Consider the following 22,144-nt stretch of genomic DNA (forward strand, 5'->3'; position numbering starts at 1 on the left):
ATAGGAAAAGACGGGTGGATACAGCCGCCCCGTTGGGGCTTACTCGCTGTATTCGCGTGCCAGCTGGGCAAAGGGCAGGGCCTGCTTGACCAGGATGACGGTGCAGGGCGCGTCGCGGGCCACGCGCATGGGCACGGTGGCGATGAAGCGCTGGGTCTGCAGCCCATGCGTGGCGGCGCCCAGGATCATCATGCTGACCTGGTTGCCCTCGGCGTAGCGCACCAGCGCCTGGGCCACGTCGCCCGCTTCGAGGACGTGGTAGCTCACGCTGTGGTCCGCCAGGTCGAGCGGTTCGGCCCATTGCCGCAGACGCGCGCGGTGCTGGCGGTGCAGCGCGGTTTCGCTGTGTTCGCTGTCGGTGCTGCTGCTGGCCGAGGGCGAGATCACGGTGACGCAGGCCAGCCGCGCACCCGGGCGGATGCCCAGCGAGCGCCCCACGGCCTGGCGCAGCGAATACAGGGTGGCATCGGTCACGTCGTCGTGCGGCACGGCCACCATGACGATGGGCACTTCTTCGATCTGGCGCGTGGGCAGCGGGCTGGGCTGGTAGTGCATGCCGGCGGCCTTGATCCAGCGCTTGAAGTGTGTGCGTGCGCCCGGGCCGCGCTGGCGCTGGCCGCGCTCGGTGACGGGCACCTGGTCGGGGTGGGCCAGGTCGAAGGCCAGGTGCGCGGCCGAGGGGTGTCGTTTGGCGGCCTCGGGTTCCAGGCAGCGCAGGATGGTTTCCTGCAGCCATTCGGGCAGGTCGGGGCGGTGCTGGCGCGGCGGCATGGGCGACATCCACAGGCGCTGGCGCAGGCCGCCTGGCGTGGTGGGCGCGCCAAAGGGCAGCTCGCCCGTGGCCAGTTCGTACAGCATGACGCCGATGGCAAAGATGTCGCTGCGCGGGTCGCCGCGCACGCCCACCACCTGCTCGGGCGCGATCCAGGCGGGCGAACCCACGGCGCGGCGCAGCTCTTCGGCCAGCAGGTCGGGGTAGTGGGCGTGGCACGACAGGCCAAAGTCGAGCAGCACGGCATGGTCGTCGTGGGTGAACAGCACGTTGCCGGGCTTGAGGTCGAGGTGGCAGACGTTCTGCTGGTGCAGGCTGTGCGCGGCACGCCCCATGGCGGCGCCCAGGCGGGCGATGGTTGCCACGTCGGGCCGCCCGGCCATGTCCAGCCAGTGCTGCAGGGTGCGGCCCGTCAGGTATTCCATGACCAGGTAGGGCAGGCGTTCCAGGTCGCCCGCGGCGACAAAGCGCGGCACATGGGGGCCGGTGAGCACGGGCAGGATCTGCAGCTCGACCTCGAAGCTGACGATGTTCTCGGCGCCGTCGCCCGCCGTCATGCGCGGGATCTTCATGGCCAGGGGAAAGCCAGGGTTGGGCGCGCCCACCGCGTATTCCACGCGGTAGATATGGGCCATGCCGCCCGAATGGATGCATTCGAGCACGGTGAAGCCATCGATTTCGGTGCCGGGTTCGAGCAGCTTCACCGGCCGGCCTCCAGCCGCAGGGCAAAGTAATCGGGCATGGCGTTTGTGGCCCGGATGGCGGCGGCAGCGGCGGCATGGTCGTAGGGCACGCGCTCGAAGCGCAGCAGCCAGGCGTCGGTGTCGAGCAGGGCGTACATGGCGCGCGGGTCACCGTCGCGCGGCTGGCCCACCGAGCCGATGGTGGCCACCCATTGCCGGCGTGGCGCCACCGGAATGGCCACGCCCGGCTGGGGCACAAAGCGCATGAGCCTCCGCCCGGTGCCACGGTAGTACAGCGTCTGCTGGTGCACATGGCCGCAGAACACATGGCGGATGCCGGGGCGCTGGGCGGCGGCGTCCAGGCACTGGCCCGCCACGGCTTCGTTGTCCACATAGCGCCAGCGCTCGGGGGCGTCGGCGCTGGCATGCACCAGCAGGACGCCGCCCACCTCGGCGACGAGGGGCAGGTTCGCAAGAAAGGCGCGCTCCGGCGGCGTGAGCTGGTCGTGGGTCCAGCCGGCCCCCTGTGCGGCCACGGTGCTGGCGGCCCGGTCACCTGGAGCCGGGGGGTGCACGGCCAGGGCGTCGTGGTTGCCGCCGATCACGCAGTGGCCCTCTGCCACCAACGCCATGGCCTGCCGCACCACATAGCCGGGGTCGGCACCATAGCCCACCAGGTCGCCCAGCCAGACAAAGTGCTGCGCGCCCTGCGCGCGGGCGTGGTCCATGCAGGCGTCGAGCGCCTGGCGGTTGGAATGAATGTCTGACAGCAGCGCCAGCTTCATCGGTGCCTCCTTGATGGCACCATCCTAGCCGAGGCCTGTCGGCATGCCACCAGAAGGCTGTGCCGGCGGGTCGCCGGAGCACCAGGCCTACCGGCGCTGCCGGTGCTTCAGACCAGTGTGAGCGTCACGTCGATGTTGCCACGCGTGGCGTTGGAGTAGGGGCAGACCTGGTGGGCGGCATCCACCAGGGCCTGCGCTGCGGCACGGTCCATGCCAGGCAGGCTGATGGCCATGCGCACGGCAATGCCATAGCCCGCGCCGAGCTTGCCCAGGTCCACGCTGGCGTCAATGGCCAGGTCCTGGGGCAGGGTGATCTTCTGCTGGCCGGCCACGGCCTTCATGGCGCCGATGAAGCAGGCCGAGTAGCCGGCCGCGAACAGTTGCTCAGGGTTGGTGCCCGTGCCGGAGGTGCCGGGGGGCGACAGCTGGATGTCCAGGCGGCCATCATCGGTGCGCGAGGCGCCGTCGCGGCCCCCGGTGGTGTGGGCGTGGGCGGTGTACAGAACTTTTTCAAGCGAGGCCATGGTGTCTTCCTTTGCAGGTAATGCCCGCAGCGCGGGACGGTGAGGGAACGTGAACGGGTGGATGCCATCAAGGCGCGCTCAGCCGGGCGCGCAGGGTCTTGAGCTGGCCGGTCAGTGCCGCCAGCTCGGGCCGCGTGCACTGGCTGCGCTGCAGCACGCAAGGCGGAATGCGTTCTGCGGCATCGCGCAGCGACCGCCCCGCGGGCGTCAGGCGGATGCGCACGCGCCGCTCGTCCTCGGCGTCGCGCAGGCGGGCAATCAGCCCCGATGTTTCGAGGCGTTTGAGCAGCGGGGTGAGCGTTCCCGAATCCAGGTACAGGCGCTCGCCCAGGGCGCTGACCGTGATGCCGTCGCCTTCCCACAGCACCAGCATCACCAGGTATTGCGGGTAGGTCAGGCCGATGGTGTCCAGCAGGGGCTTGTACAGCTTGGTCATGGCCAGTGAAGCCGAATACAGCGCAAAGCACACCTGGTTGTCCAGTTGCAGCGTGGCGGGGCTCGGTGAAAGGGGCGTGGTCTTGCGTGGCATGGCCTGTATTTTTGCTGGCAATTAAATTGTGTAAAATTTAATTGCCAAAAACCTTTATCGCGAGAAGGACTTCTGGCAACTCGCCGGGCCGAAAAAAGGCGCCCTCGGACGCCTTGTGCTGTGCCATGCGTTGCCGCAGGGCTCAGTAGCTGTAAACGCCCCGGCCGGTCTTGCGGCCCAGGCGGCCAGCGGCCACCATTTCGCGCAGCAGCGGGCAGGCGCGGTACTTGCTGTCGCCAAACTCGGCCAGGTACACGTCCATCACGGCCAGGCACACATCGAGGCCCACCATGTCGGCCAGGGCCAGCGGGCCGATGGGCTGGTTGCAGCCCAGCTTCATGCCGGCGTCGATGTCCTCGGGCGTGGCCAGGCCTTCGGCCAGCACGAAGAAGGCTTCGTTGATCATGGGCACCAGGATGCGGTTGACCACAAAGCCGGGAGCGTTTTTCACGGTGATGGGGCTCTTGCCCAGCGCCTCGGCCATGGCCTTGACGGCGTCGTGCGTGGCATCGCTGGTCTGCAGGCCACGGATGATTTCCACCAGCGCCATCATCGGCACCGGATTGAAGAAGTGCATGCCGATGAACTTGTCGGCGCGGCTGGTGGCGGCGGCCAGCTTGGTGATGGAGATCGACGAAGTGTTGGAGGCGATGATCACGTCGGGGCCGACGATGCCGTCCACCTGCTGGAGGATCTTGAGCTTGAGCGCGTAGTTCTCGGTGGCGGCCTCGATCACCAGCTGGGCGGCCCTGAGTTCGTCGTAGCTGGTGGAGACCTTGATGCGCGCCAGGGCAGCGTCCTTGTCGGCGGCGCTGATCTTTTCCTTCTTGATCAGGCGGTCCAGGCTGCCGGCCACCGTGGCCAGGCCTTTTTGCACGGCGGCGTCAGAAATATCCACCATCACCACGTTGATGCCCGACACGGCGCAGGCCTGCGCGATGCCGTTGCCCATGGTGCCGGCACCAATGATGCCAACGGTTTGAATCGTCATAGAAAAAGCCCTCTTCATAAGTGAAACAGACAGCCGAGATGGTAAAGGGAGCGCATGTCCGTTCGGTTATCGTGTCCGCAGACCGCCGCACCACAGGCGGAAGAGACAAAAATCCATGTTCGACTACATCGTGATCGGAGGCGGATCGGCCGGCGCCGTGCTGGCAGGGCGCCTGACCGAAGACCCCGGTGTGCGCGTGTGCCTGCTGGAGGCAGGGCCCGCCGACAAAAGCGTTTTCATCCATTGTCCCGCCGGGCTGGCCGTGATGGCGAAGTTCGAACTCAACAGCTGGGGGCAGAACACCACGCCGCAGTCCGCGCTCAACGGGCGCCAGGGGTACCAGCCCCGGGGCAAGGTGCTGGGGGGATCGAGTTCGATCAATGCCATGGTGTACGTGCGCGGCCAGCATGCCGATTACGACCACTGGGCAGCGCAGGGCAATCCCGGTTGGGGCTGGGACGATGTCAAGCCCTACTTTTTGCGCGCCGAAAACAACGAACGCGGCGCGGACGCATGGCATGGCCAGGGCGGCCCGCTGAATGTGGCCGATCTGCGCGCGCCCCACCGGTTCAGCCGGTTTTTCACCGAGGCCGGGGTGCAGGCCGGCTACCCGCACAACCCCGATTTCAACGGCGCCAGGCAGGAAGGCGTGGGCCTGTACCAGGTCACGCAGAAGAACGGCGAGCGCCACAGCGTGGCCAAGGGCTATCTCACCCCGCACCTGGCGCGGCCCAACCTGCAGGTCATCACCCAGGCGCATGCCACGCGGGTGCTGCTGGAGGGCCGCCGCGCCGTGGGCGTGGAATACCGCCAGGGCGGCCAGCTGCGCCAGCTGCGGGCCGTGCGTGAGGTGCTGCTGAGCGCCGGCGCGCTGCTGTCGCCGCAGCTGCTGATGCTGTCGGGCATCGGCCCGGGGACGCAACTGCAGCGCCATGGCATCGCGGTGCAGCACGACCTGCCTGGCGTGGGGGCGCACCTGCACGACCATCCGGACGTGGTGCAGATCATGGATGCGCCGGGCCTGACCGATCTGTTCGGGCTGTCGCTGCCCGGCATGGTGAACCTGGTGCGCGGCATGCTGCGGTGGCGCCACAGCCGCACCGGCATGCTCACCACTAATTTCGCCGAGGCGGGGGGCTTCATCAGGAGCGATCCGTCCGAGCCGGCGCCTGATCTGCAACTGCATTTCGTGATCGGCAAGCTGCTGGACCATGGCCGCAAGACCGTGCTGGGCCATGGCTACTCGTCCCATGTCTGCCTGCTGCAGCCCAGGAGCCGCGGCACCGTCTCGCTGGCCAGCAAGGACCCGCTGCAGCTGCCGCTGGTGGACCCCCGTTTCCTGAGCGATCCCGACGACATGGCGCGCATGGTGCGCGGTGTGCAGCGGATGCGCCGCATCCTGGGTCAACCGGCGCTGGCGCGGCTCGGCGCGAAGGAACTGGCTGCCTCGGCCGGCGCCCGCACCGATGCGCAGATCGAGCAGTTCATCCGCCAGCATGCCGACACCATCTATCACCCCGTGGGCTCCTGCCGCATGGGACCGGGCCCGCTGGATGTGGTGGATGCCCAGTTGCGTGTGCATGGCATGCAGGGGTTGCGCGTGGTGGACGCGTCCATCATGCCGCGCATCGTGAGCGGCAACACCAATGCACCCACGGTGATGATTGCCGAAAAGGCGGTGGACCTGCTGCGTGCCGCGGTGTAGGGCGGGGCGAGGATGTTGTTGGCTTGCAGCGCTGGTATGGCAAGCGCTGGCGGCTATACAAAGAATAGTTGAATCAGGCGCGAAAGCGCCGCCGCGTGAGCGCCAACGCCACCCAGAAAGCCGCCACGGTGGTGGCCACCAGCACCGCAGCGTGGCGCAGCGCGTGGTCGGGCCACTGGTCCATGAACAGCGGCCGCACCAGCTCGACGGCATTGGTCAGCGGCAGCCAGTCGGAAATGGCGCGCACGATGGGCGGCAATTGCTCGCGCGGAAAGAACACGCCCGACAGGAACATCATGGGCGTGAGCACCAGCGTGAAGTAGTAGGTGAAGAAGTCGTAGCCCTTGGCCAGCGCGTTGAAGATGAGGGCAATGCTGGAGAACATGATGCCCACCCCCAGCAGCACCGGCCAGGCCACCAGCAGTTTGGGGCTGTGGCTGATGGAGAGCGCCAGCATCACGCCCATGATGGCGGTCACGGTGAACAGCGCCTTGAAGGTGGCCCACAGCATCTCGGCCAGCACCACGTCGTCCAGGCTGATGGGCGCGTTCATGATGCCGTCCCAGGTCTTTTGCACATGCATGCGCGAGAACGCCGAATACAGCGCCTCGAAGCTGGCGGCGTTCATGGCGCTCATGCAGATCGAGCCGCTGGCCAGGAACAGGATGTAGGGCACTTTTTGCCCATTCACGCTCAGCTCGCCCACCAGCGCGCCCATGCCGTAGCCAAAGGCCACCAGCCACATCAGCGGTTCGGCGATGTTGCCCACCAGGCTGGGAATGGCCAGCTTGCGCCACACCAGCAGGTTGCGCAGGAACACCGGCCAGCAGCGGGCGGAAAGGCGGGGTACTCGCCATACCGACGCAATGGGCGGGGCGGCGGTGGTGGTTGGAGACGAGGCGGTAGGCATGGGCTGATTGTGCGATGTTGGCCGTCCAGAGGACAGCCCGGTTGTGTGCTGCGGCCATCGCTGAATGTCACCACCAACGCTTGGCCGCGGCATGGGGGTGGCCCTGGCGCGTGCGGCCGATGTGGACGCGGCGCGAAGCAACGCCAGGTTGGCCGTCAGCCAGGTCAGGCCACGCAAGACGCGATGACTTGGTTTGAGCGAAATTGGCTGCTAGTGCTTATCTATCAAGCGCTAAAAGCTATCTTTTTAGGGGTAATTTGTTTGTGGGGCGGTTTCTGCTTACTCCGCTCCGCCCAGCTCGCTTTCAATCTGCTCAATGCTAGGCAAACTGGTTTGCAACTCGGCCGGCAGGGATTCCAGCAGTTTGTATTCGGCGATACCCATAGGTTGGGTTTTATCGCCCAAGGCATATTCAGCCACAACCTTGTTTTTGCTCTTGCACAGCAACAGTCCAATGGTGGGGTTGTCGTGATCGCTTTTCACTTGGCGATCCACCGCAGTCAAATAAAAACCGAGCTGCCCCAGATGCTCGGGCTTGAATTTTCCGCCCTTGAGCTCGATCACCACATAGCAGCGCAGTTTGAGGTGGTAGAACAGCAGGTCGATGAAGAACTCATCGCCACCCACATCCAGCAGCACCTGCCGCCCCACGAACGCAAAACCCGCGCCCAGCTCCAGCAGAAATTCGGTGACGTGCTTCACCAAGGCGTGTTCGACTTCGCGCTCTTGGGCCTCGTCGGTCAAGCCCAGAAAGTCGAAACGGTAAGGGTCTTTCAGCGACTCGCGCGCCAGATCGGACTGTGGCTTGGGCAAGCTGGCTTCGAAGTTGGTGCCGGCTGAGCCACTGCGTTCCAGCAAGCGGGTTTCGATCTGCATCACCAAGACATTGCGTGACCAGTTGTGCTTGATTGCCTGCGCCGCATACCAGCGGCGGGTTTCAGGTGCAGGCAGCTTGTCCAGCAGGGCCAACTGGTGGTACCAGGGCAATTGTGCAAGCACCGCTTGCACAAATTCCGCATCCGGCCACGCCTCGGAAAAAGCACGCATGTATTTGAGATTGCGCGGCGAAAAGCCCTTCATTTCCGGGAAGGCCGTGCGCAGGTCATGCGCCAGCCGCTCAATCACCTTGGCACCCCAGCCCTGCTGCGCCTGCCGCGCCAGAATATCGCGCCCAATCTGCCAGTACAGCAGCACCAGCTCGCGGTTGACTGCCAACGCCGCACGCTGCTGGGCCGTGTGGATGCGGGTTTTCAGGTCGATCAGCCAGTCTGCATAACCTTCGGGCGTAGGTGCGAGGGAAACGGGCTGATCGATCATGTTTCGCTGTCCTTTAGCGGTAGCCACGCCGCACCAGCTGCAGGATGCATGGGATGTTGACCCGTGAGTCTTCGCTGAAAACCATCAGAACCACTCCCTTTGCATGTTCTTGGTGTTCCTGGCTCGTTGAATCTTCCTCTGAGCCACGGGCGTGTGCCGATTTGCCAAATGCGACGGAGGGTATTTTCCACCGATCAGCCTGTCTTGCCTTTTGGCTACCGCCATCGACAGATGATGTCGTTGGGGAACACCGTTTGCGCTACCCCGTGCGTTTTCAGCCGTCCTCGCGGATCTGCCGCCCCGTGAGCTTGAGGAACAGATCCTCCAGGTTGGCTGGCCGGTGCAGCGTGCGCAGATGGTCCAGCTGGCCCAGCGCCTGCAGCAGCGGCTGGGCGTTCTGGGTGTAGAAGAAAACGGTCTCGCCGCTGACCTCCACGCGCGCGGCCAGCGGGCGCAGGGCATCGTCCTGGGCCAGGGCCACGGCACCCACGCCATAGACCTCCACCACGTCGGGTTCCAGGTGCCGGGCGATCAGCTCGCGCGGACGGCCCTCGGCGATTTTTTTGCCATGGTCCAGCACCAGCAGGCGCGAGCACAGGCGTTCGGCCTCGTCCATGAAATGGGTGGTGAGCAAAATGGACTTGCCCTGTTGCAGCAGCCGTTGCAGGCGTTCCCACATCAGGTGGCGGGCCTGGGGGTCGAGGCCCGTGGTGGGCTCATCGAGCAGCAGCAGGCGCGGGTCGTTCACCAGCGCCCGGGCCAGCGACAGGCGCCGCCTCATGCCGCCCGACAGCTCGCCGGGCCTGGCATGCGCCTTGTGCGTGAGCGCCGCGAATTCGAGCAGCTGAGGCACGCGCTCGTCCATCACCGCGCCCTTGAGGCCGAAGTAGCGGCCGAACACGCGCAGGTTCTCGGCGCAGGTGAAATCCGGGTCCAGCGTGTCGAACTGGGTCACCACGCCCAGCTGGGCCTTGATGGCCAGCGCATCGCGGGGCATCCGCAGCGGGGGCGCGCCCGTCCCCGGGTCAAACTGCACGCTGCCGCCGTCGGGGGCGGTGTGCCCCAGGCACATGCGGATGGTGGTGGTCTTGCCGGCGCCATTGGGGCCGATCACGCCCAGGCATTCACCCGGGGCAATGGAGAACGAGACACCATCGACCACCATGGTGTCGCCGTAGCGCTTGTTCAGCTGCGAGGCGGTGAAGAGTTCCGTCATGGGCTGATTGTGGGCGATCTGCCGGGTGCCCGTGCCAGGAAGTTGGAGCGACCGGGTTCGCTTGAAAAGGGGCTGCAGCGGTTTCCGGGTAATTGCCAGCAGCTATTAAAAACGAAGTGGTTGACCGCCGCGTTGGCGCCCGTCGCCGACGCGCGGGCTTACTGGAACGCCACTTCGGCAAAGCTGCGCAGCTTGCGGCTGTGCAGGCGCTGCACGCCGCCCTGGCGCAGGATGTCGATGGCGCGCATGCCGATGCGCAGGTGCTGGTCCACGCGTTCGCGGTAGAAGTGGTTGGCCATGCCGGGCAGCTTGATCTCGCCGTGCAGGGGCTTGTCGCTCACGCACAGCAGGGTGCCGTAGGGCACGCGAAAGCGAAAGCCGTTGGCGGCGATGGTGGCGCTTTCCATGTCCAAGGCCACGGCGCGGCTCTGGCTGAAGCGGCGCTGGGGCAGGTTGTCGGGCAGCAGCTCCCAGTTGCGGTTGTCGGTGCTGGCCACGGTGCCGGTGCGCATGATGCGCTTGAGTTCGTCGCGGCCCATGCGCGTGACGTCGGCCACGGCCTGCTCCAGCGCCAGCTGGATCTCCGACAGCGCCGGAATGGGCACCCACAGCGGCAGTTCTTCATCGAGCACATGGTCCTCGCGCACATAGGCGTGGGCCAGCACGTAGTCGCCCAGCTGCTGGGTGTTGCGCAGGCCGGCGCAGTGGCCCAGCATCATCCAGGCGTGCGGGCGCAGCACGGCGATGTGGTCGGTGATTGTCTTGGCGTTGGCCGGGCCTACGCCGATGTTGACCATGGTGATGCCGCTGCGGTCGGCGCGCACCAGGTGGTAGGCCGGCATCTGCGGCAGGCGCGGCGGCGGCGCGCCGAGCTCGTCGCCCGCCTCGGCGGCCAGGCCCGTGCGGCGCGTGACCACGTTGCCGGGTTCGATGAAGGCGATGTATTCGCTGTCCGGATTGGCCATTTCGGCGTGGCCCAGGCGCACGAACTCGTCGATGTAGAACTGGTAGTTGGTGAACAGCACGAAGTTCTGGAACCACTCGGGCTGCGTGCCCGTGTAGTGGCGCAGGCGGTGCAGCGAATAGTCCACGCGCGGGGCCGTGAAAAGCGACAGCGGCTGCGCCTCGCCGGGGCGGTGCTGGTGTGTGCCGTTGGCGATGCCGTCGTCCATGGCGGCCAGGTCGGGCAGGTCGAACAGGTCGCGCATCAGCATGCGGCGCTCGGGGCTCAGCGTGCCCTCCACATGGTCGTGCTCGGCGAACGAGAAGTGGATGGGGATGGGGTGGGCGCTGGTGCCCACCTCCAGCGCCACGCTGTGGCTGTGGCGCAGCAGGCGGAACTGCTCGGCGTAGTAATCGGCGAACAGATCGGGGCGGGTGAGGGTGGTTTCGTAGCGACCAGGGCCTTCCACGAAGCCGTAGGCCAGCTGGCTGTCGGCCCGCGCCACAGTGGTGGTGTGCACGCGCACGAAGGGGTAGAACGCGCGCACGGCGCCGTCAGGCGTCTCGCCGGCCACGAAGCGCTGCATGGCAGCGCGCAGGTGGCCGATCTGCTGCTGGTAGATGCGCTGCACCTGGGCCAGCGCGTCGGCGGGGTCGGTGTGGCGGGTGGGGGCGATGAAGTCGGGGATCTGCGGCATGCGCCTATTGTCCACACGCAGGCGCAGCCGGTGTGACAGCGATCTGCATTCCGGCCAGCAAAGACCGCTGCGCGGCCTCTGGGAGATCGTCAAAACGTTCTTGCGTGATGCCTGCCTCGGGGCAATTGCGCAGGACGTGGAACCTGCGCCGTCGGCCCAACGGCCCGTTGTGTCACCATGAGCGATGGTTTGACAGAGAGGTGTACAAGCCCCATGCAGGATCTGGCAGGTTTTTCCACGGCACTGGCCGTGCTGGCGAGCGCGACGGGATGCGGTTTGCTCATGGGCATCGAGCGCGAGCGTCGCAAGGGCGAGGGGCCGGGCCGGGCGCCGGCCGGGGTGCGCTCGTTCACGCTGGCGTCCATTGGCGGGGCGGCGGCCGCGCTGACGGCCATGGAGGCCCTGGTGGTGGTGGGTGCCGCGTTGGTGGCCGCTTTGACCGTGGTGGCCTATGCCCGCGACCGCTCGGGCGATCCGGGGGTGACCACCGAAATCGCGCTGCTGCTGGCCTACCTGATCGGGGTGACCTGCGCGCGCGACCAGTTGCTGGCCGCCGCGCTGGCAGTGGTGGTGACGGGGCTGCTGGCGCTGCGGGATGCGTTGCACCAGTTCTCCAGCCAGTGGCTGCAGCCCGGCGAGGTGCGCAGCGGGCTCATTCTGGCGGCGCTGGCCCTGCTGGTGTATCCGCTGGCTCCCGACACGCCCTTGTGGCAGGGGGCGCTGAACCCGCGCCTGGTGGTGCGCCTGGTCATCGTGCTGCTGGTGATCCAGTCGCTGGCGCATGTGGCCAAGCGGCTGATGCAGGCGCGCCATGCGCTGGCGCTGTCGGTGCTGGCGTCGGGGTTTGTGTCGAGCACCGCCACCATTGCCAGCCTGGGCATGGAGGTGCGTGCGGGGCAGGCCACGCCGCGCGTCCATGGGGCGGCTGCCGTGCTGTCGTGTGTGGCCACCATGGTCCAGATCGTGGTGGTGGCCGCTACGGTGCAGCCCCAGTGGCTGGCACGGCTGTGGCTGCCCGCCCTGGCGGGTGGCTGTGTTGCGGCGGCCCTGGGGTGGTGGGGCGGGCGCGGTGTGGCGCACCGGCAGGTGCCCGCGCCCGCAGCCGAGGGTGAGGCGGTGGCCGGCATGTTGCCCGACACGCCCATGTTCAAGCTGCGCGACGCCTTGCTCATCGCCGCCCTGCTCACGGGCATCCAGGTGGGGGTGCACCTGCTGACGGCATGGCAAGGCGATGCGGGCATGCTGGCCGGTGCCCTGCTGGCGGCCCTGGCGGATGTGCACGCCGCCACGGCCGCGGTGCTGGTGCGGGGCGGCCCGGACAGCGTTGCGGCACCCGCCATTGCGTCTGCGCTGATGGTGGCGCTTCTGGTGCATGCCGGCAGCAAAAGCGCGGTGGCGCTGGCCAGCGGCGGCTGGCGCTATGCGCTGGCCGTGGCGCCGGGCATTCTGGCGCACACGCTGGCCTTCGTGGGGGTGCTGGCCCTGCAATAGCCTTCCGTGGGTGCCGGCGCACCCCGGCCAGAAGGAGCGCACCGGATAATCGGCCCATGACCTCCAAAGACAATCAAGCCCGCGCTGATTTCAGCACGCTGGCCCTCAGCCCCGCCATGCTGGCCAACCTGCAGCAGCTGGGCTACACGCAAATGACGCCCATCCAGGCGGCCAGCCTGCCGCCTGCGCTGCTGGGCAAGGACCTGATCGCCCAGGCCAGTACCGGCAGCGGCAAGACCGCCGCGTTTGCCCTGGCCCTGCTGGCCAAGCTCAACCCCCGTCGTTTTGCGGTGCAGGCCCTGGTGCTGTGCCCCACGCGCGAGCTGGCCGACCAGGTGACCACCGAGATCCGCCGCCTGGCGCGCGCGGAGGAAAACATCAAGGTCGTGACCCTGTGCGGCGGCGTGCCGCTGCGCGGCCAGATGCTGAGCCTGGAGCATGGCGCCCACATCGTGGTGGGCACGCCCGGACGCGTGATGGACCACCTGGAACGCCAGCACCTCACGCTGGAGGCGCTGAACACCCTGGTGCTCGACGAGGCCGACCGCATGCTCGACATGGGCTTCTTCGACGACATCGCCACCGTGGCCCGCCAGTGCCCCGCACAGCGCCAGACCCTGCTGTTCTCGGCGACCTACCCCGAAGGCATCGCCAAGCTCAGCGCCCAGTTCATGAAGTCGCCCGTGCAGATCACCGTGCAGGCCCAGCACGCCGAGGGCAAGATCGAGCAGCGCTGGTACGAGGTGAAGAACAGCGAGCGCCTGCACGCGGTGTCGCTGCTGCTCAACCACTTCCGGCCCGAATCATCGATAGCGTTCTGCAACACCAAGCAGCAGTGCCGCGACCTGGTGGCCGTGCTGCAGGCCCAGGGCTTCAGCGCGCTGGCGCTGTTTGGCGAACTGGAGCAGCGCGAGCGCGACCAGGTGCTGGTGCAGTTTGCCAACAGGAGCTGCTCGGTGCTGGTGGCCACCGACGTGGCCGCGCGCGGCCTGGACATCGCCAGCCTGGCCGCCGTGATCAACGTGGACGTGACGCCCGACCCCGAGGTGCACATCCACCGCATCGGCCGCACGGGCCGGGGCGATGCCGAAGGCCTGGCGCTCAACCTGGCCAGCCTGGACGAGATGGGCAGCGTGGGCAAGATCGAGGTGCTGCAGGGCCGCGAGTCGCGCTGGTTCCCGCTGGCGGACCTCGCGCCCACGGGCAGCGGCCCGCTGGTGCCGCCCATGGTCACCCTCCAGATCATCGGTGGCCGCAAGGAGAAGATCCGCGCGGGCGACGTGCTGGGCGCGCTGACCGGCGACATGGGCTACACCCGCGCGCAGATCGGCAAGATCAATGTGAACGACTTCTCCACCTACGTGGCGGTGGACCGCACCATCGGCGCCCAGGCCGTCCAGCGCCTGAACCAGGGCCGGGTAAAGGGCAAGACGGTGAAGGCGCGCCTGGTGACGGGCGAAGAATGATCAGCCTGTTGCAGCGCGTGCGGCAGGCGCGCGTGGAGATTGCCGGCGAGGTGGTGGGCGCCATTGGCCCCGGCCTGCTGGTGCTGGTGTGCGCCGAGCGCGGTGACACCGAGGCCGAGGCCGACAGGCTGCTGGCCAAGGTCCTCAAGCTGCGCATCTTCAGTGACGACGCGGGCAAGATGAACCGCAGCGTGCAGGACCTGGACGGCCAGGGCATGGCCGGCGGCGTGCTGCTGGTCAGCCAGTTCACTTTGGCGGCCGACACCACGGGCGGCAACCGCCCCAGCTTCACGCAGGCGGCGGCGCCGCAAGAGGGGCGCAGGCTCTATGACTACCTGGTGGCGCAGGCCCGCGCCGCCCATCCCCAGGTGGCCTCCGGCCAGTTTGCGGCCGACATGCAGGTGCATCTGGTGAACGACGGGCCGGTGACGATTCCCCTGCGCGTGGCGCCTGCCGTCAGTTAATTGCACCGGCGCCTTCACCGCTGTCATCCCACCCGGGATGGACAGGACTACCATGTATTTTTTCGCAGGAGTTTTCCATGTACGAAAAGATTCTGGTTCCCGTGGATGGCAGCGCCACCTCGCTGGCGGGGCTGCAGGAGGCGATTGCCCTGGCGCGGGTGATGGGCTCGACGATCCGGCTTTTGCATGTGGTGGACGAAATCTCGTTCATGACGAGCTTCGAGTCGAGCATGGCGCTGACCGCAGAAGTGTTCGAGTCGCTCAAGAAGGCCGGCCAGGAAGTGCTGCAGGACGCCCAGAACCGGGTGCGTGCCGCCGGGGTGCCGGTGGAAACCGAGCTGTATGAAAGCTACGCCGGGCGTGTGAGCGATCTCGTGATCACCAAGGCGCGTGAATGGGGTGCGCAGCTCATCGTGCTGGGCACCCATGGCCGGCGCGGCGTGGGCCGCATGCTGCTGGGCAGCGATGCAGAACAGGTGCTGCGCCAGTCGCCGGTGCCCGTGCTGCTGGTGCGCGGCGCCTGAACCCGGCCTGTTCCTGAAATAAGCGAACCATGGCGCATGCCCCGCAGGCTGCATCGCCGCATTTCTGGAACCTGTCCGCGCAGGCCCTGTGCGAACAGCTGCAGTGCGGCCCCGACGGCCTGAGCGACACCGAGGCACAGGCCCGGCTGGCCCGCCATGGCCCCAACGCCGATGCACCGCCGCAGGCCAGGGGATTGCTGGCGGCCATTGGCAGGCGGCTGCGCGAGCCGCTGTCGCTGATCCTGCTGGGCGCGGGCGTGGTGTCGGTGGCCACGGGCGATGGCGTGGGCGGCGGCATCATCGTGACCATCCTGGGGCTGTCGATCGGACTCGACACCGTGCAGGAAGGCCGGGCCAACCGCGCCGCCGAGATGCTGCGCCGCGCCGTGGCACTGCGGGCCGAGGTGCTGCGGGACGGCACCTTTCGCCAGGTGCCGGTGGAAGCAGTGGTGCCCGGCGATGTGATGCGCGTGCGCGCCGGTGACATCATCGCGGCCGATGCCCTGGTGCTGGACAGCGAGGCCTTCACGGCCGGCGAGGCGGCCCTGACCGGCGAGCCCTACCCCGTGGAAAAACGTCCCGGCGTGGTGACCACTTCCGCGGCGGGCGAGGCCAGCAATGCCCTGTTTCGCGGCGCGGTCGCCCAGACGGGCGAGGCGCGGGCGCTGGTGGTGGGCACCGGCCGCAACACCCTGTTTGGCGCGGCCGCCGCCGTGCTGGGCGAGGGGCAGGAAGTCTCCGCCTTCCAGCGCGACATGCATGCCTTTGGCCTGGTCACCGCCCGCCTCACGCTGGCGCTCGTGGTGGTGGTGCTGGCCACGCACATGCTGTTTGGCCGCCCGGTGCTCGAATCGCTGATGTTTGCGGTGGCACTGGCCGTGGGCCTCACGCCCGAGCTGCTGCCCATGATCACCACCGTGACGCTGTCGCGCGGCGCCTTGCGCATGGCGGGGCGCAAGGTCATCGTCAAGCGGCTGGCCGCCATTCACGACCTGGGCGCCATGACGGTGCTGTGCACCGACAAGACCGGCACCCTGACCAGCGCCGAGATCGCCCTGTCACGCAGCCTGGATGCTGCCGGGCAGAACAGCCCGCTGGCGGCCCGGCTCGGTGCCATGGCCGCCAGCCTGGGCGGCGACCGCGGGGCGCTGGATGCGGCGCTGCTGGCCAGCCACCCCGATGCGTCGCAGGGCTGGACGCTGCTGCAGCGGCATGCGTTTGATTTCAACCGGCGCCTGGGCAGCGTGTGGGCCGAGGGGCCGCACGAGCGCCTGCTCATCGTCAAGGGCGCGCCCGAGGCCGTACTGGCCCTGTGCACGCGCCACCGCCTGGGGGGCGAGGTGCAGCCCCTGGGCGATGCCGGGCGGGCCGAGGGCTTGCAAAGGGTGCACGCACTGGCCCAGGAGGGGTTGCGCGTGGTGGCGGTGGCCTCGCGCCAGCGGGCGGACGCTGCCGACAGGGCAATACCGCTGTCGTCGGCCGATGAAACGGATCTGGTCTTCGAAGGCCTGTGCGCCTTTGCCGACCCGGCCAAGCCCACGGCGGCGGCGGCCATCGCCCGGCTGTCGGCGGCCGGCGTGCGCCTGAAGATCCTGTCGGGCGACGACCCCATCGTGGTGCAGCGGCTGGCGCAGCAGGTGGGCTTGCCTGCCGACCGGGTGCTGACCGGCGCCGATGTGGCCGCCCTCACCGACGATGCGCTGGCGGTGCAGGCACAGTCGGTGGACATCTATGCCCGCCTCGCGCCCGACCAGAAGGCGCGCATTGTGCGGGCGCTCCAGTCGCGCGGCGCGGTGGCGGGCTTTCTGGGCGATGGCATCAACGATGCTCCCGCGCTCAAGGTGGCCGACATCGGGCTGTCGGTGGAAGGCGCCAGCGGCGTGGCCCAGGCGGCTGCCGACATGATCCTGCTGGCGTCCGACCTGGAAGTGGTGGCCGATGGCGTGGAGGAGGGGCGGCGCACCTTCGTCAACATCCTCAAGTATGTGCGCATGGGTGCCAGCTCCAACTTCGGCAACATGCTGTCGATGGCGGTGGCGTCGCTGTTCCTGCCGTTCCTGCCCATGCTGCCCACGCAGATCCTGCTGAACAACCTGCTCTACGACTTCTCGGAAATCGGCATTCCGCTCGACACCGTGCGCCCCGAGGCCATTGCCCGGCCGCAGGTGTGGGACATGCAGGGCCTGCTGCGCTTTGCCGGCACCATGGGGCCGCTGTCGTCGCTGTTCGATCTGGCCACCTTTGGTGGGCTGCTGTGGTTTTTCCAGGCCACCCCCGAGGAATTTCGCACGCTGTGGTTCATGGAGTCCATGGCCACGCAGATCCTGGTGATCTTCATCATCCGCACCCGCGTCCGCCCGTGGCGGGATCTACCGCACCCGGCCCTGGCGGCATCGTCGCTCATGGCCTTGCTGGTGGCCATGGTGCTGCCGTTCACGCCGGTGGGTGCCTGGTTCGGCTTCGTGGTGCCGCCGGCCGACATGCTGGCTGGCATGGGCGCGCTGGTGCTGGTCTATCTGGTCTGCGCGCAGTGGCTCAAGGCCAGGGCGCTGGCCTGGCCGGCCGGTCGTGCCACGGCGTTGACCCGATGACTGCCAGGGCTTACTGGCGCCAGAAGAACAGGGCGGCCATCACCAGCCCCGTCGCCACGATGCCCCAGCGCAACATGGGCGCCGGAATGCGCCGTGCCACGCGTGCGCCGCCGTAGCCGCCCGCAGTGGCGGCCACCATCATCATCAGCGCCTGCGGCCACAGCACCAGGCCGCCTGCGGCGTAAATGGCCACCGCAATCGCGGTGAGCAGGGCCGACACCCCGTTCTTCAGGCCGTTCATGGCGTTGAGGTTCGTCTGCCCGAGCAGCCCGAACAGCGCCAGCAGCAAGATGCCCAGGCCGCCGTTGAAATAGCCGCCGTAGGCCGCCACGGCCAGCACGCCCAGGGTGGCCTTGGCGGTCGAAGGCTGACCGCCGGCCAGCACCTTGCGCAACTGCGGTCCGAACGCAAACAGCGCCGTGGCCGCCAGCAGCAGCCAGGGCACGACGCGGCGGAAGGTGGCGTCGGGCGTGACCAGCAGCAGCGCAGCGCCCGCCGCGCCACCGATGAGCGACAGCACCACCAGCAGGCGCATCGACAAGCCGGGCGGCGGGGCCGTGTCTTCGCGAAAGCCCCAGGCGCCCGCCAGGTAGCCCGGCAGCAGGGCCACGGTGCCGGTGGCGTTGGCCACCACGGGTGGCACGCCGGTGAAGACCAGGGCGGGCAAGGTCAGAAAGCTGCCGCCTCCGGCAACGGCATTGAGGGCACCGGCCACGAAGGCGGCGGCAAGCAGCAGGGCGGTTTCCAACATGTCTTCGGGGGCGCGAACGCTGGGTTATTGCGTCGATCTTAGGTGGAGGCAAGCCGTTGTTTGCGGTTGATTGCGTGCAAAAAAGGTGGAATTGCTTTGCCGTGGGCCATCCTGCGCCCGGCGCTATGCAGCGTAAGGGTCGGCAAACCCCAGCTCCTGCAGGATGGCGGTTTCGTAGTCCTCCATCTCCTGCGCATCTGCTTCGCTGGTTTCATGGTCCCAGCCCTGGGCGTGCAGGGCGCCGTGCACCAGCAGGTGGGCGTAGTGCTCCTCCAGGCTTTTGTTCTGCTCGCGCGCCTCGCGCTCGACCACGGGGGCGCAGAGCACCAGGTCGGCCGTCACCACGGGCTCCTGCGTGTAGTCGAAGGTGAGCACATTGGTGGCGTAGTCCTTGTGCCGGTAGTCGCGGTTCAGGGCCTGGCCTTCGTCGGCATCGACGATGCGCACGGTGATTTCCGCATCGCTGGCCAGTGCGTGGCGGATCCAGCGCGTGACCTTGTGGCGCGGCAGCACGGCGCGGTGGGCGGCGGCGCCGTCAAAACGGCCAAACTGCAGCGACAGGGAGAGTTGGTGGAGAGACATTCTTGATCTTTTTTGGCCTCTAGCACTCATGCATCAAGCGCTAGCAGCGATTGAAATAGGCGTTTTAACTGGCACGGCTGCGCACGGTCGGCGCGCGGCGGGACGCGTCATAGGCGTCCACGATGCGCGCCACCAGCGGGTGGCGCACCACGTCGGCACTGGTGAAGCGCGTCACGGCGATGCCTTTTACGCGCTTGAGCACCCGCTCGGCGTCGATCAGGCCGCTCATCGCGCCCTTGGGCAAATCGATCTGGCTCACATCGCCCGTGACCACGGCCTTGGCGCCAAAGCCGATGCGGGTGAGGAACATCTTCATCTGCTCGGGCGTGGTGTTCTGGGCTTCGTCCAGGATCACGAAGGCGTTGTTCAGCGTGCGCCCGCGCATGAAGGCCAGCGGGGCGATCTCGATGGCGTTGCGCTCGAAGGCCTTTTGCACCTTGTCGTAGCCCATCAGCTCGTAGAGCGCGTCGTACAGCGGGCGCAGATACGGATCCACCTTCTGCGCCAGGTCGCCCGGCAGGAAGCCCAGGCGCTCGCCCGCCTCCACGGCGGGGCGGGTCAGCACGATGCGCTGCACGGCGCTGCGTTCCAGCGCATCCACGGCGCAGGCCACGGCCAGATAGGTCTTGCCCGTGCCGGCCGGGCCGATGCCGAAGGTGATGTCGTGCGCTGCGATGTTTTCGAGGTACAGGTTCTGCGTGGGCGTGCGCCCGCGCAGGTCGGCCCGGCGGGTGTTGAGCACGATGGCGCCCTCGGGCACTTCCACCAGCGCGGCATCGCCGGCCAGCATGAGCTGCAGGTAGTCTTCGGTGATGGGACGCTCGGCCATCTCGTACAGGGCCTGCAGCAGTTCCATGGCCTGCGTGGCCTTGGCCTTGGGGCCGTCCACCTTGAACTGCTCGTGCCGGTGCGCAATGTTCACCGACAGCGCAATCTCGATGGTGCGCAGGTGCACGTCGGCCGGTCCGCACAGGTGCGTCAGCCGGGTGTTGTTGTGGGGAGTGAAGGTGTGGCGCAGGATCACGCGGATAATTCCAGTCAGACAAAGGAAAACACGGCAAGAATGACGGCGCAGCAGTGGCTGCATTCGCCGGCAAAGGACATCCATGATAGGCAAATTGACCGGCACCCTGCTGGAGAAGAACCCGCCCGAGGTGCTGCTCGACTGCCACGGCGTGGGCTACGAGGTGCATGTGCCCATGAGCACCTTCTACAACCTGCCCGCCGTGGGCGAGCGCGTGGGCCTGCTCACGCAGTTCATCGTGCGCGAGGATGCACAGCTGCTGTATGGCTTTGCCACGGTGCCCGAGCGGCAGGCGTTCCGCGAACTCATCAAGATCAGTGGCGTGGGCCCGCGCACGGCGCTGTCCATCCTCTCGGGCATGGGCGTGGGTGATCTGGCGCAGGCCATCACGCTGCAGGAGGCGGGTCGCCTCGTCAAGGTGCCGGGCATCGGCAAGAAGACCGCAGAGCGCCTGCTGCTGGAACTCAAGGGCAAGCTGGGCGCCGACATGGGCACGGCGCACGCCCACGCCACCAGCGAGGCGCAGGCCGACATCCTGCAGGCGCTGCTGGCACTGGGCTACAACGACAAGGAGGCGGCGGCGGCCCTGAAGGCCTTGCCGCCGGATGTGGGTGTCAGTGACGGCATCAAGCTGGCGCTCAAGGCGCTGGCGAAATAACCCCCAACGTCAGATTTCAGGAAGAGATGGCAATGAGGTACCGATATTCGATGCACTGGCTGTGCGCTGCGGGTGCAGCGCTGCTGGTGGCCGCGTGCGGCGGTGGCGGTTCGCCTGCGCCAGAGGTATCGGCGGCAGACCGGATCGAGCCCTTTGACCCGAGCCTGGGCAAGGCGGCGAAGGCAGCGGCATCCCCGTTGCGCACTGCCGGGCGTGCACCGCAGGCCACGCCCGTGCGGCTGGGGCCGTTGGCGGCCGCAGCGCTGCAGCCCCTGCAGAAAAAGGCGGCGTCCATCCCGGGCAGCGGCGTGCGCCGGCAAATTGGCCTGGCCCGGGAGGTGACCGCCACGGCCACTTCATCGGGCCTGCGGGGCCAGTTGCAATGGTCCGCCACCGACCGGGACACGCAGCGTGCCGCCATCCGCTTTGTGGCAGATGGTGCGCAGGGCGTGCGCCTGGGGCTGCTGGTGCGTTCGCTGCCGGCGGGCGCCAGGCTGCGGTTTTATGCGCAGAGCGGTGATGCGGAGTTCGAGGTGTCGGGACAGGAGGTGCTGGGCACCCTGGCGCGCAACCTGCAGGCGGGAGACACGGGTGATGCGGCCCGCACCTACTGGAGCCCCGATTTCGGCGGCGCCGAGACCACGCTGGAGCTGGAGCTGCCGGCCAGCGCCGACCTGGACCAGCTCGACATCGCCGTGCCCACGCTGTCGCACTTTTTTGTGTCACCCGAGCGTGCAGCGCAAAACAGCCTGACCAAGGTGGGCGAGGCGGCCACCTGCAATATCGACGTGTCATGCCGGCCCGAATACAGCAGCGAAAGCCGTTCGGTGGCGCGCATGATTTTTGTGGACAACGGCAGCACCTTCGTCTGCACGGGCACCCTGCTCAACGATGCACAGTCGAGCGCCACCCCGTATTTTCTGAGCGCCAACCACTGCGTTTCCACGCAGACGGCGGCGTCTTCCGTGACGACCGACTGGTTCTACCGATCAGCCGCTTGCAACACCACCGAGGTCAACGCGGGCGCGCGGCGCCTGAATGGCGGCGCAACCCTGCTGTACGCGCAGGAGGCTACCGACACATCGTTCATGCGGCTCAACGCAGCACCGCCGGCTGGTGTTGTGTTTGCCGGCTCCTATTTTGGCGCCGTGGCCGTGGGCGCCGGCATGGCCGGCATCCACCACCCCCAGGGCGATCTGCAAAAGCTCAGCGAGGGGGCGGTGAAGCAGTTCAACAACTGCACCTTTGAGACCTGCCAGATCAGCACACCACAGGATGGGCGTTTTCTGGCTGTGGGCTGGAATGCCGGTACCACCGAGGGTGGCAGCAGTGGCTCCAGCCTGTTCCTGCCCATTGGCAGCAAGCGCTACGTGGCCGGGCAGCTGCTGGGCGGTGCCGCGAGTTGCCAGAATCCCGCCAGTTACGACTACTACGGCCGTTATGACCTGGCATTCCAGGCGGCCCTCAGGAACTGGCTGAAACCGACGCCATGAACCGGCACCCCAACCGCCCGCAGGGGCA

General features: G+C 67.6%; 20 protein-coding genes. 8 read left to right on the plus strand and 12 right to left on the minus strand.

Translation table 11 applies throughout. The features are described 5' to 3' along the window. Positions 1-39: 39 nt before the first annotated feature. The 5 genes from BLW02_RS06220 to BLW02_RS06240 all read right to left on the minus strand — a co-directional run bounded on the left by BLW02_RS06220 (position 40) and on the right by BLW02_RS06240 (position 4,284). Positions 40-1,476, minus strand: a complete 1,437-nt coding sequence (locus BLW02_RS06220) for a bifunctional serine/threonine-protein kinase/universal stress protein (RefSeq protein ID WP_092697504.1) — start codon at positions 1,474-1,476, stop codon at positions 40-42. Then, positions 1,473-2,240 carry a metallophosphoesterase family protein gene (locus BLW02_RS06225; protein ID WP_092697505.1) on the minus strand — a complete coding sequence of 256 codons (768 nt, stop codon included), beginning with the start codon at positions 2,238-2,240 and terminating at the stop codon, positions 1,473-1,475. Before BLW02_RS06225 ends, BLW02_RS06220 begins: the two co-directional genes overlap by 4 nt. A gap of 107 nt (positions 2,241-2,347) precedes the next feature. Further along, positions 2,348-2,764 (minus strand): organic hydroperoxide resistance protein, encoded by a 417-nt coding sequence (locus BLW02_RS06230; protein WP_092697506.1) that lies wholly within the window; start codon positions 2,762-2,764, stop codon positions 2,348-2,350. 67 nt (positions 2,765-2,831) lie between these two features. Then, a complete protein-coding gene (locus BLW02_RS06235; protein ID WP_092697507.1) occupies positions 2,832-3,293 on the minus strand; it encodes a MarR family winged helix-turn-helix transcriptional regulator in 462 nt (153 codons plus the stop codon). 142 nt (positions 3,294-3,435) lie between these two features. Next, the gene (locus BLW02_RS06240) at positions 3,436-4,284 is read right to left on the minus strand and encodes a 3-hydroxybutyryl-CoA dehydrogenase (RefSeq protein ID WP_092697508.1); all 849 of its coding nucleotides are present in this window, start codon (positions 4,282-4,284) and stop codon (positions 3,436-3,438) included. Positions 4,285-4,399: 115 nt separating this feature from the next. Between BLW02_RS06240 and BLW02_RS06245 the strand changes: the two genes are divergently transcribed. Continuing rightward, positions 4,400-5,989, plus strand: coding sequence for a GMC family oxidoreductase (locus BLW02_RS06245; protein WP_092697509.1), 1,590 nt, complete (start codon positions 4,400-4,402; stop codon positions 5,987-5,989). Between the two features lie 73 nt (positions 5,990-6,062). On the opposite strand, the gene BLW02_RS06250 is transcribed toward BLW02_RS06245, so the two are convergent. From BLW02_RS06250 to BLW02_RS06265, 4 genes are all read right to left on the minus strand, one after another. Beyond that, positions 6,063-6,899 carry an ABC transporter permease gene (locus BLW02_RS06250; RefSeq protein ID WP_092697510.1) on the minus strand — a complete coding sequence of 279 codons (837 nt, stop codon included), beginning with the start codon at positions 6,897-6,899 and terminating at the stop codon, positions 6,063-6,065. A 279-nt stretch (positions 6,900-7,178) separates the two neighbouring features. Beyond that, positions 7,179-8,216 carry a PDDEXK nuclease domain-containing protein gene (locus BLW02_RS06255; protein ID WP_092697511.1) on the minus strand — a complete coding sequence of 346 codons (1,038 nt, stop codon included), beginning with the start codon at positions 8,214-8,216 and terminating at the stop codon, positions 7,179-7,181. 274 nt (positions 8,217-8,490) lie between these two features. Continuing rightward, complete coding sequence (locus BLW02_RS06260; RefSeq protein ID WP_092697512.1) at positions 8,491-9,432, minus strand: ATP-binding cassette domain-containing protein; 942 nt, start codon at positions 9,430-9,432, stop codon at positions 8,491-8,493. 158 nt (positions 9,433-9,590) lie between these two features. After that, complete coding sequence (locus tag BLW02_RS06265; RefSeq protein ID WP_092697513.1) at positions 9,591-11,072, minus strand: AMP nucleosidase; 1,482 nt, start codon at positions 11,070-11,072, stop codon at positions 9,591-9,593. A 213-nt stretch (positions 11,073-11,285) separates the two neighbouring features. Here BLW02_RS06265 and BLW02_RS06270 point away from each other — a divergent pair, with 213 nt between their 5' ends. The 5 genes from BLW02_RS06270 to mgtA all read left to right on the plus strand — a co-directional run bounded on the left by BLW02_RS06270 (position 11,286) and on the right by mgtA (position 17,608). Next, positions 11,286-12,563 carry an MgtC/SapB family protein gene (locus BLW02_RS06270; RefSeq protein ID WP_092697514.1) on the plus strand — a complete coding sequence of 426 codons (1,278 nt, stop codon included), beginning with the start codon at positions 11,286-11,288 and terminating at the stop codon, positions 12,561-12,563. Between the two features lie 56 nt (positions 12,564-12,619). Further along, a complete protein-coding gene (gene dbpA, locus BLW02_RS06275) occupies positions 12,620-14,029 on the plus strand; it encodes an ATP-dependent RNA helicase DbpA (RefSeq protein ID WP_092697515.1) in 1,410 nt (469 codons plus the stop codon). Then, positions 14,026-14,493 (plus strand): D-aminoacyl-tRNA deacylase, encoded by a 468-nt coding sequence (dtd, locus tag BLW02_RS06280; RefSeq protein WP_092697516.1) that lies wholly within the window; start codon positions 14,026-14,028, stop codon positions 14,491-14,493. The genes dbpA and dtd overlap by 4 nt, the downstream gene beginning before the upstream one ends. A gap of 77 nt (positions 14,494-14,570) precedes the next feature. Then, positions 14,571-15,017 (plus strand): universal stress protein, encoded by a 447-nt coding sequence (locus tag BLW02_RS06285; RefSeq protein ID WP_092697517.1) that lies wholly within the window; start codon positions 14,571-14,573, stop codon positions 15,015-15,017. A 29-nt stretch (positions 15,018-15,046) separates the two neighbouring features. Next, the gene (gene mgtA, locus BLW02_RS06290) at positions 15,047-17,608 is read left to right on the plus strand and encodes a magnesium-translocating P-type ATPase (RefSeq protein ID WP_092697518.1); all 2,562 of its coding nucleotides are present in this window, start codon (positions 15,047-15,049) and stop codon (positions 17,606-17,608) included. A gap of 10 nt (positions 17,609-17,618) precedes the next feature. Here the strand turns inward: mgtA and BLW02_RS06295 are convergent, their stop codons facing one another. From BLW02_RS06295 to BLW02_RS06305, 3 genes are all read right to left on the minus strand, one after another. After that, the gene (locus tag BLW02_RS06295; protein ID WP_092697519.1) at positions 17,619-18,359 is read right to left on the minus strand and encodes a sulfite exporter TauE/SafE family protein; all 741 of its coding nucleotides are present in this window, start codon (positions 18,357-18,359) and stop codon (positions 17,619-17,621) included. Positions 18,360-18,482: 123 nt separating this feature from the next. Beyond that, positions 18,483-18,941, minus strand: coding sequence for an rRNA maturation RNase YbeY (ybeY, locus tag BLW02_RS06300; RefSeq protein ID WP_092697520.1), 459 nt, complete (start codon positions 18,939-18,941; stop codon positions 18,483-18,485). Positions 18,942-19,005: 64 nt separating this feature from the next. After that, entirely contained in the window at positions 19,006-19,965 is a 960-nt protein-coding gene (locus tag BLW02_RS06305; RefSeq protein ID WP_092697521.1) for a PhoH family protein, read from the minus strand. Between the two features lie 82 nt (positions 19,966-20,047). On the opposite strand from BLW02_RS06305, the gene ruvA reads away from it, so the two are divergent. Then, on the plus strand, positions 20,048-20,623 hold the full coding sequence (gene ruvA, locus BLW02_RS06310) for a Holliday junction branch migration protein RuvA (RefSeq protein ID WP_092697522.1): 576 nt from the start codon (positions 20,048-20,050) through the stop codon (positions 20,621-20,623). Positions 20,624-20,655: 32 nt separating this feature from the next. Further along, positions 20,656-22,116 (plus strand): trypsin-like serine peptidase, encoded by a 1,461-nt coding sequence (locus tag BLW02_RS06315; protein WP_244273632.1) that lies wholly within the window; start codon positions 20,656-20,658, stop codon positions 22,114-22,116. Positions 22,117-22,144: the final 28 nt, after the last annotated feature.

This window comes from Acidovorax soli (assembly GCF_900107605.1).
In the GTDB taxonomy this organism is placed as follows: Bacteria; Pseudomonadota; Gammaproteobacteria; order Burkholderiales; family Burkholderiaceae_C; genus Acidovorax; species Acidovorax soli.

What these genes read in the sequence shown, in the direction of transcription:
- BLW02_RS06225 (WP_092697505.1), bottom strand. Translation starts at nt 2,240, where the DNA reads ATGAAGCTGGCGCTGCTGTCAGACATTCATTCCAACCGCCAGGCGCTC.
- BLW02_RS06230 (WP_092697506.1), bottom strand. Translation starts at nt 2,764, where the DNA reads ATGGCCTCGCTTGAAAAAGTTCTGTACACCGCCCACGCCCACACCACC.
- BLW02_RS06235 (WP_092697507.1), bottom strand. Translation starts at nt 3,293, where the DNA reads ATGCCACGCAAGACCACGCCCCTTTCACCGAGCCCCGCCACGCTGCAA.
- BLW02_RS06240 (WP_092697508.1), bottom strand. Translation starts at nt 4,284, where the DNA reads ATGACGATTCAAACCGTTGGCATCATTGGTGCCGGCACCATGGGCAAC.
- BLW02_RS06245 (WP_092697509.1), top strand. Translation starts at nt 4,400, where the DNA reads ATGTTCGACTACATCGTGATCGGAGGCGGATCGGCCGGCGCCGTGCTG.
- BLW02_RS06250 (WP_092697510.1), bottom strand. Translation starts at nt 6,899, where the DNA reads ATGCCTACCGCCTCGTCTCCAACCACCACCGCCGCCCCGCCCATTGCG.
- BLW02_RS06255 (WP_092697511.1), bottom strand. Translation starts at nt 8,216, where the DNA reads ATGATCGATCAGCCCGTTTCCCTCGCACCTACGCCCGAAGGTTATGCA.
- BLW02_RS06260 (WP_092697512.1), bottom strand. Translation starts at nt 9,432, where the DNA reads ATGACGGAACTCTTCACCGCCTCGCAGCTGAACAAGCGCTACGGCGAC.
- BLW02_RS06265 (WP_092697513.1), bottom strand. Translation starts at nt 11,072, where the DNA reads ATGCCGCAGATCCCCGACTTCATCGCCCCCACCCGCCACACCGACCCC.
- BLW02_RS06270 (WP_092697514.1), top strand. Translation starts at nt 11,286, where the DNA reads ATGCAGGATCTGGCAGGTTTTTCCACGGCACTGGCCGTGCTGGCGAGC.
- dbpA (WP_092697515.1), top strand. Translation starts at nt 12,620, where the DNA reads ATGACCTCCAAAGACAATCAAGCCCGCGCTGATTTCAGCACGCTGGCC.
- dtd (WP_092697516.1), top strand. Translation starts at nt 14,026, where the DNA reads ATGATCAGCCTGTTGCAGCGCGTGCGGCAGGCGCGCGTGGAGATTGCC.
- BLW02_RS06285 (WP_092697517.1), top strand. Translation starts at nt 14,571, where the DNA reads ATGTACGAAAAGATTCTGGTTCCCGTGGATGGCAGCGCCACCTCGCTG.
- mgtA (WP_092697518.1), top strand. Translation starts at nt 15,047, where the DNA reads ATGGCGCATGCCCCGCAGGCTGCATCGCCGCATTTCTGGAACCTGTCC.
- BLW02_RS06295 (WP_092697519.1), bottom strand. Translation starts at nt 18,359, where the DNA reads ATGTTGGAAACCGCCCTGCTGCTTGCCGCCGCCTTCGTGGCCGGTGCC.
- ybeY (WP_092697520.1), bottom strand. Translation starts at nt 18,941, where the DNA reads ATGTCTCTCCACCAACTCTCCCTGTCGCTGCAGTTTGGCCGTTTTGAC.
- ruvA (WP_092697522.1), top strand. Translation starts at nt 20,048, where the DNA reads ATGATAGGCAAATTGACCGGCACCCTGCTGGAGAAGAACCCGCCCGAG.
- BLW02_RS06315 (WP_244273632.1), top strand. Translation starts at nt 20,656, where the DNA reads ATGAGGTACCGATATTCGATGCACTGGCTGTGCGCTGCGGGTGCAGCG.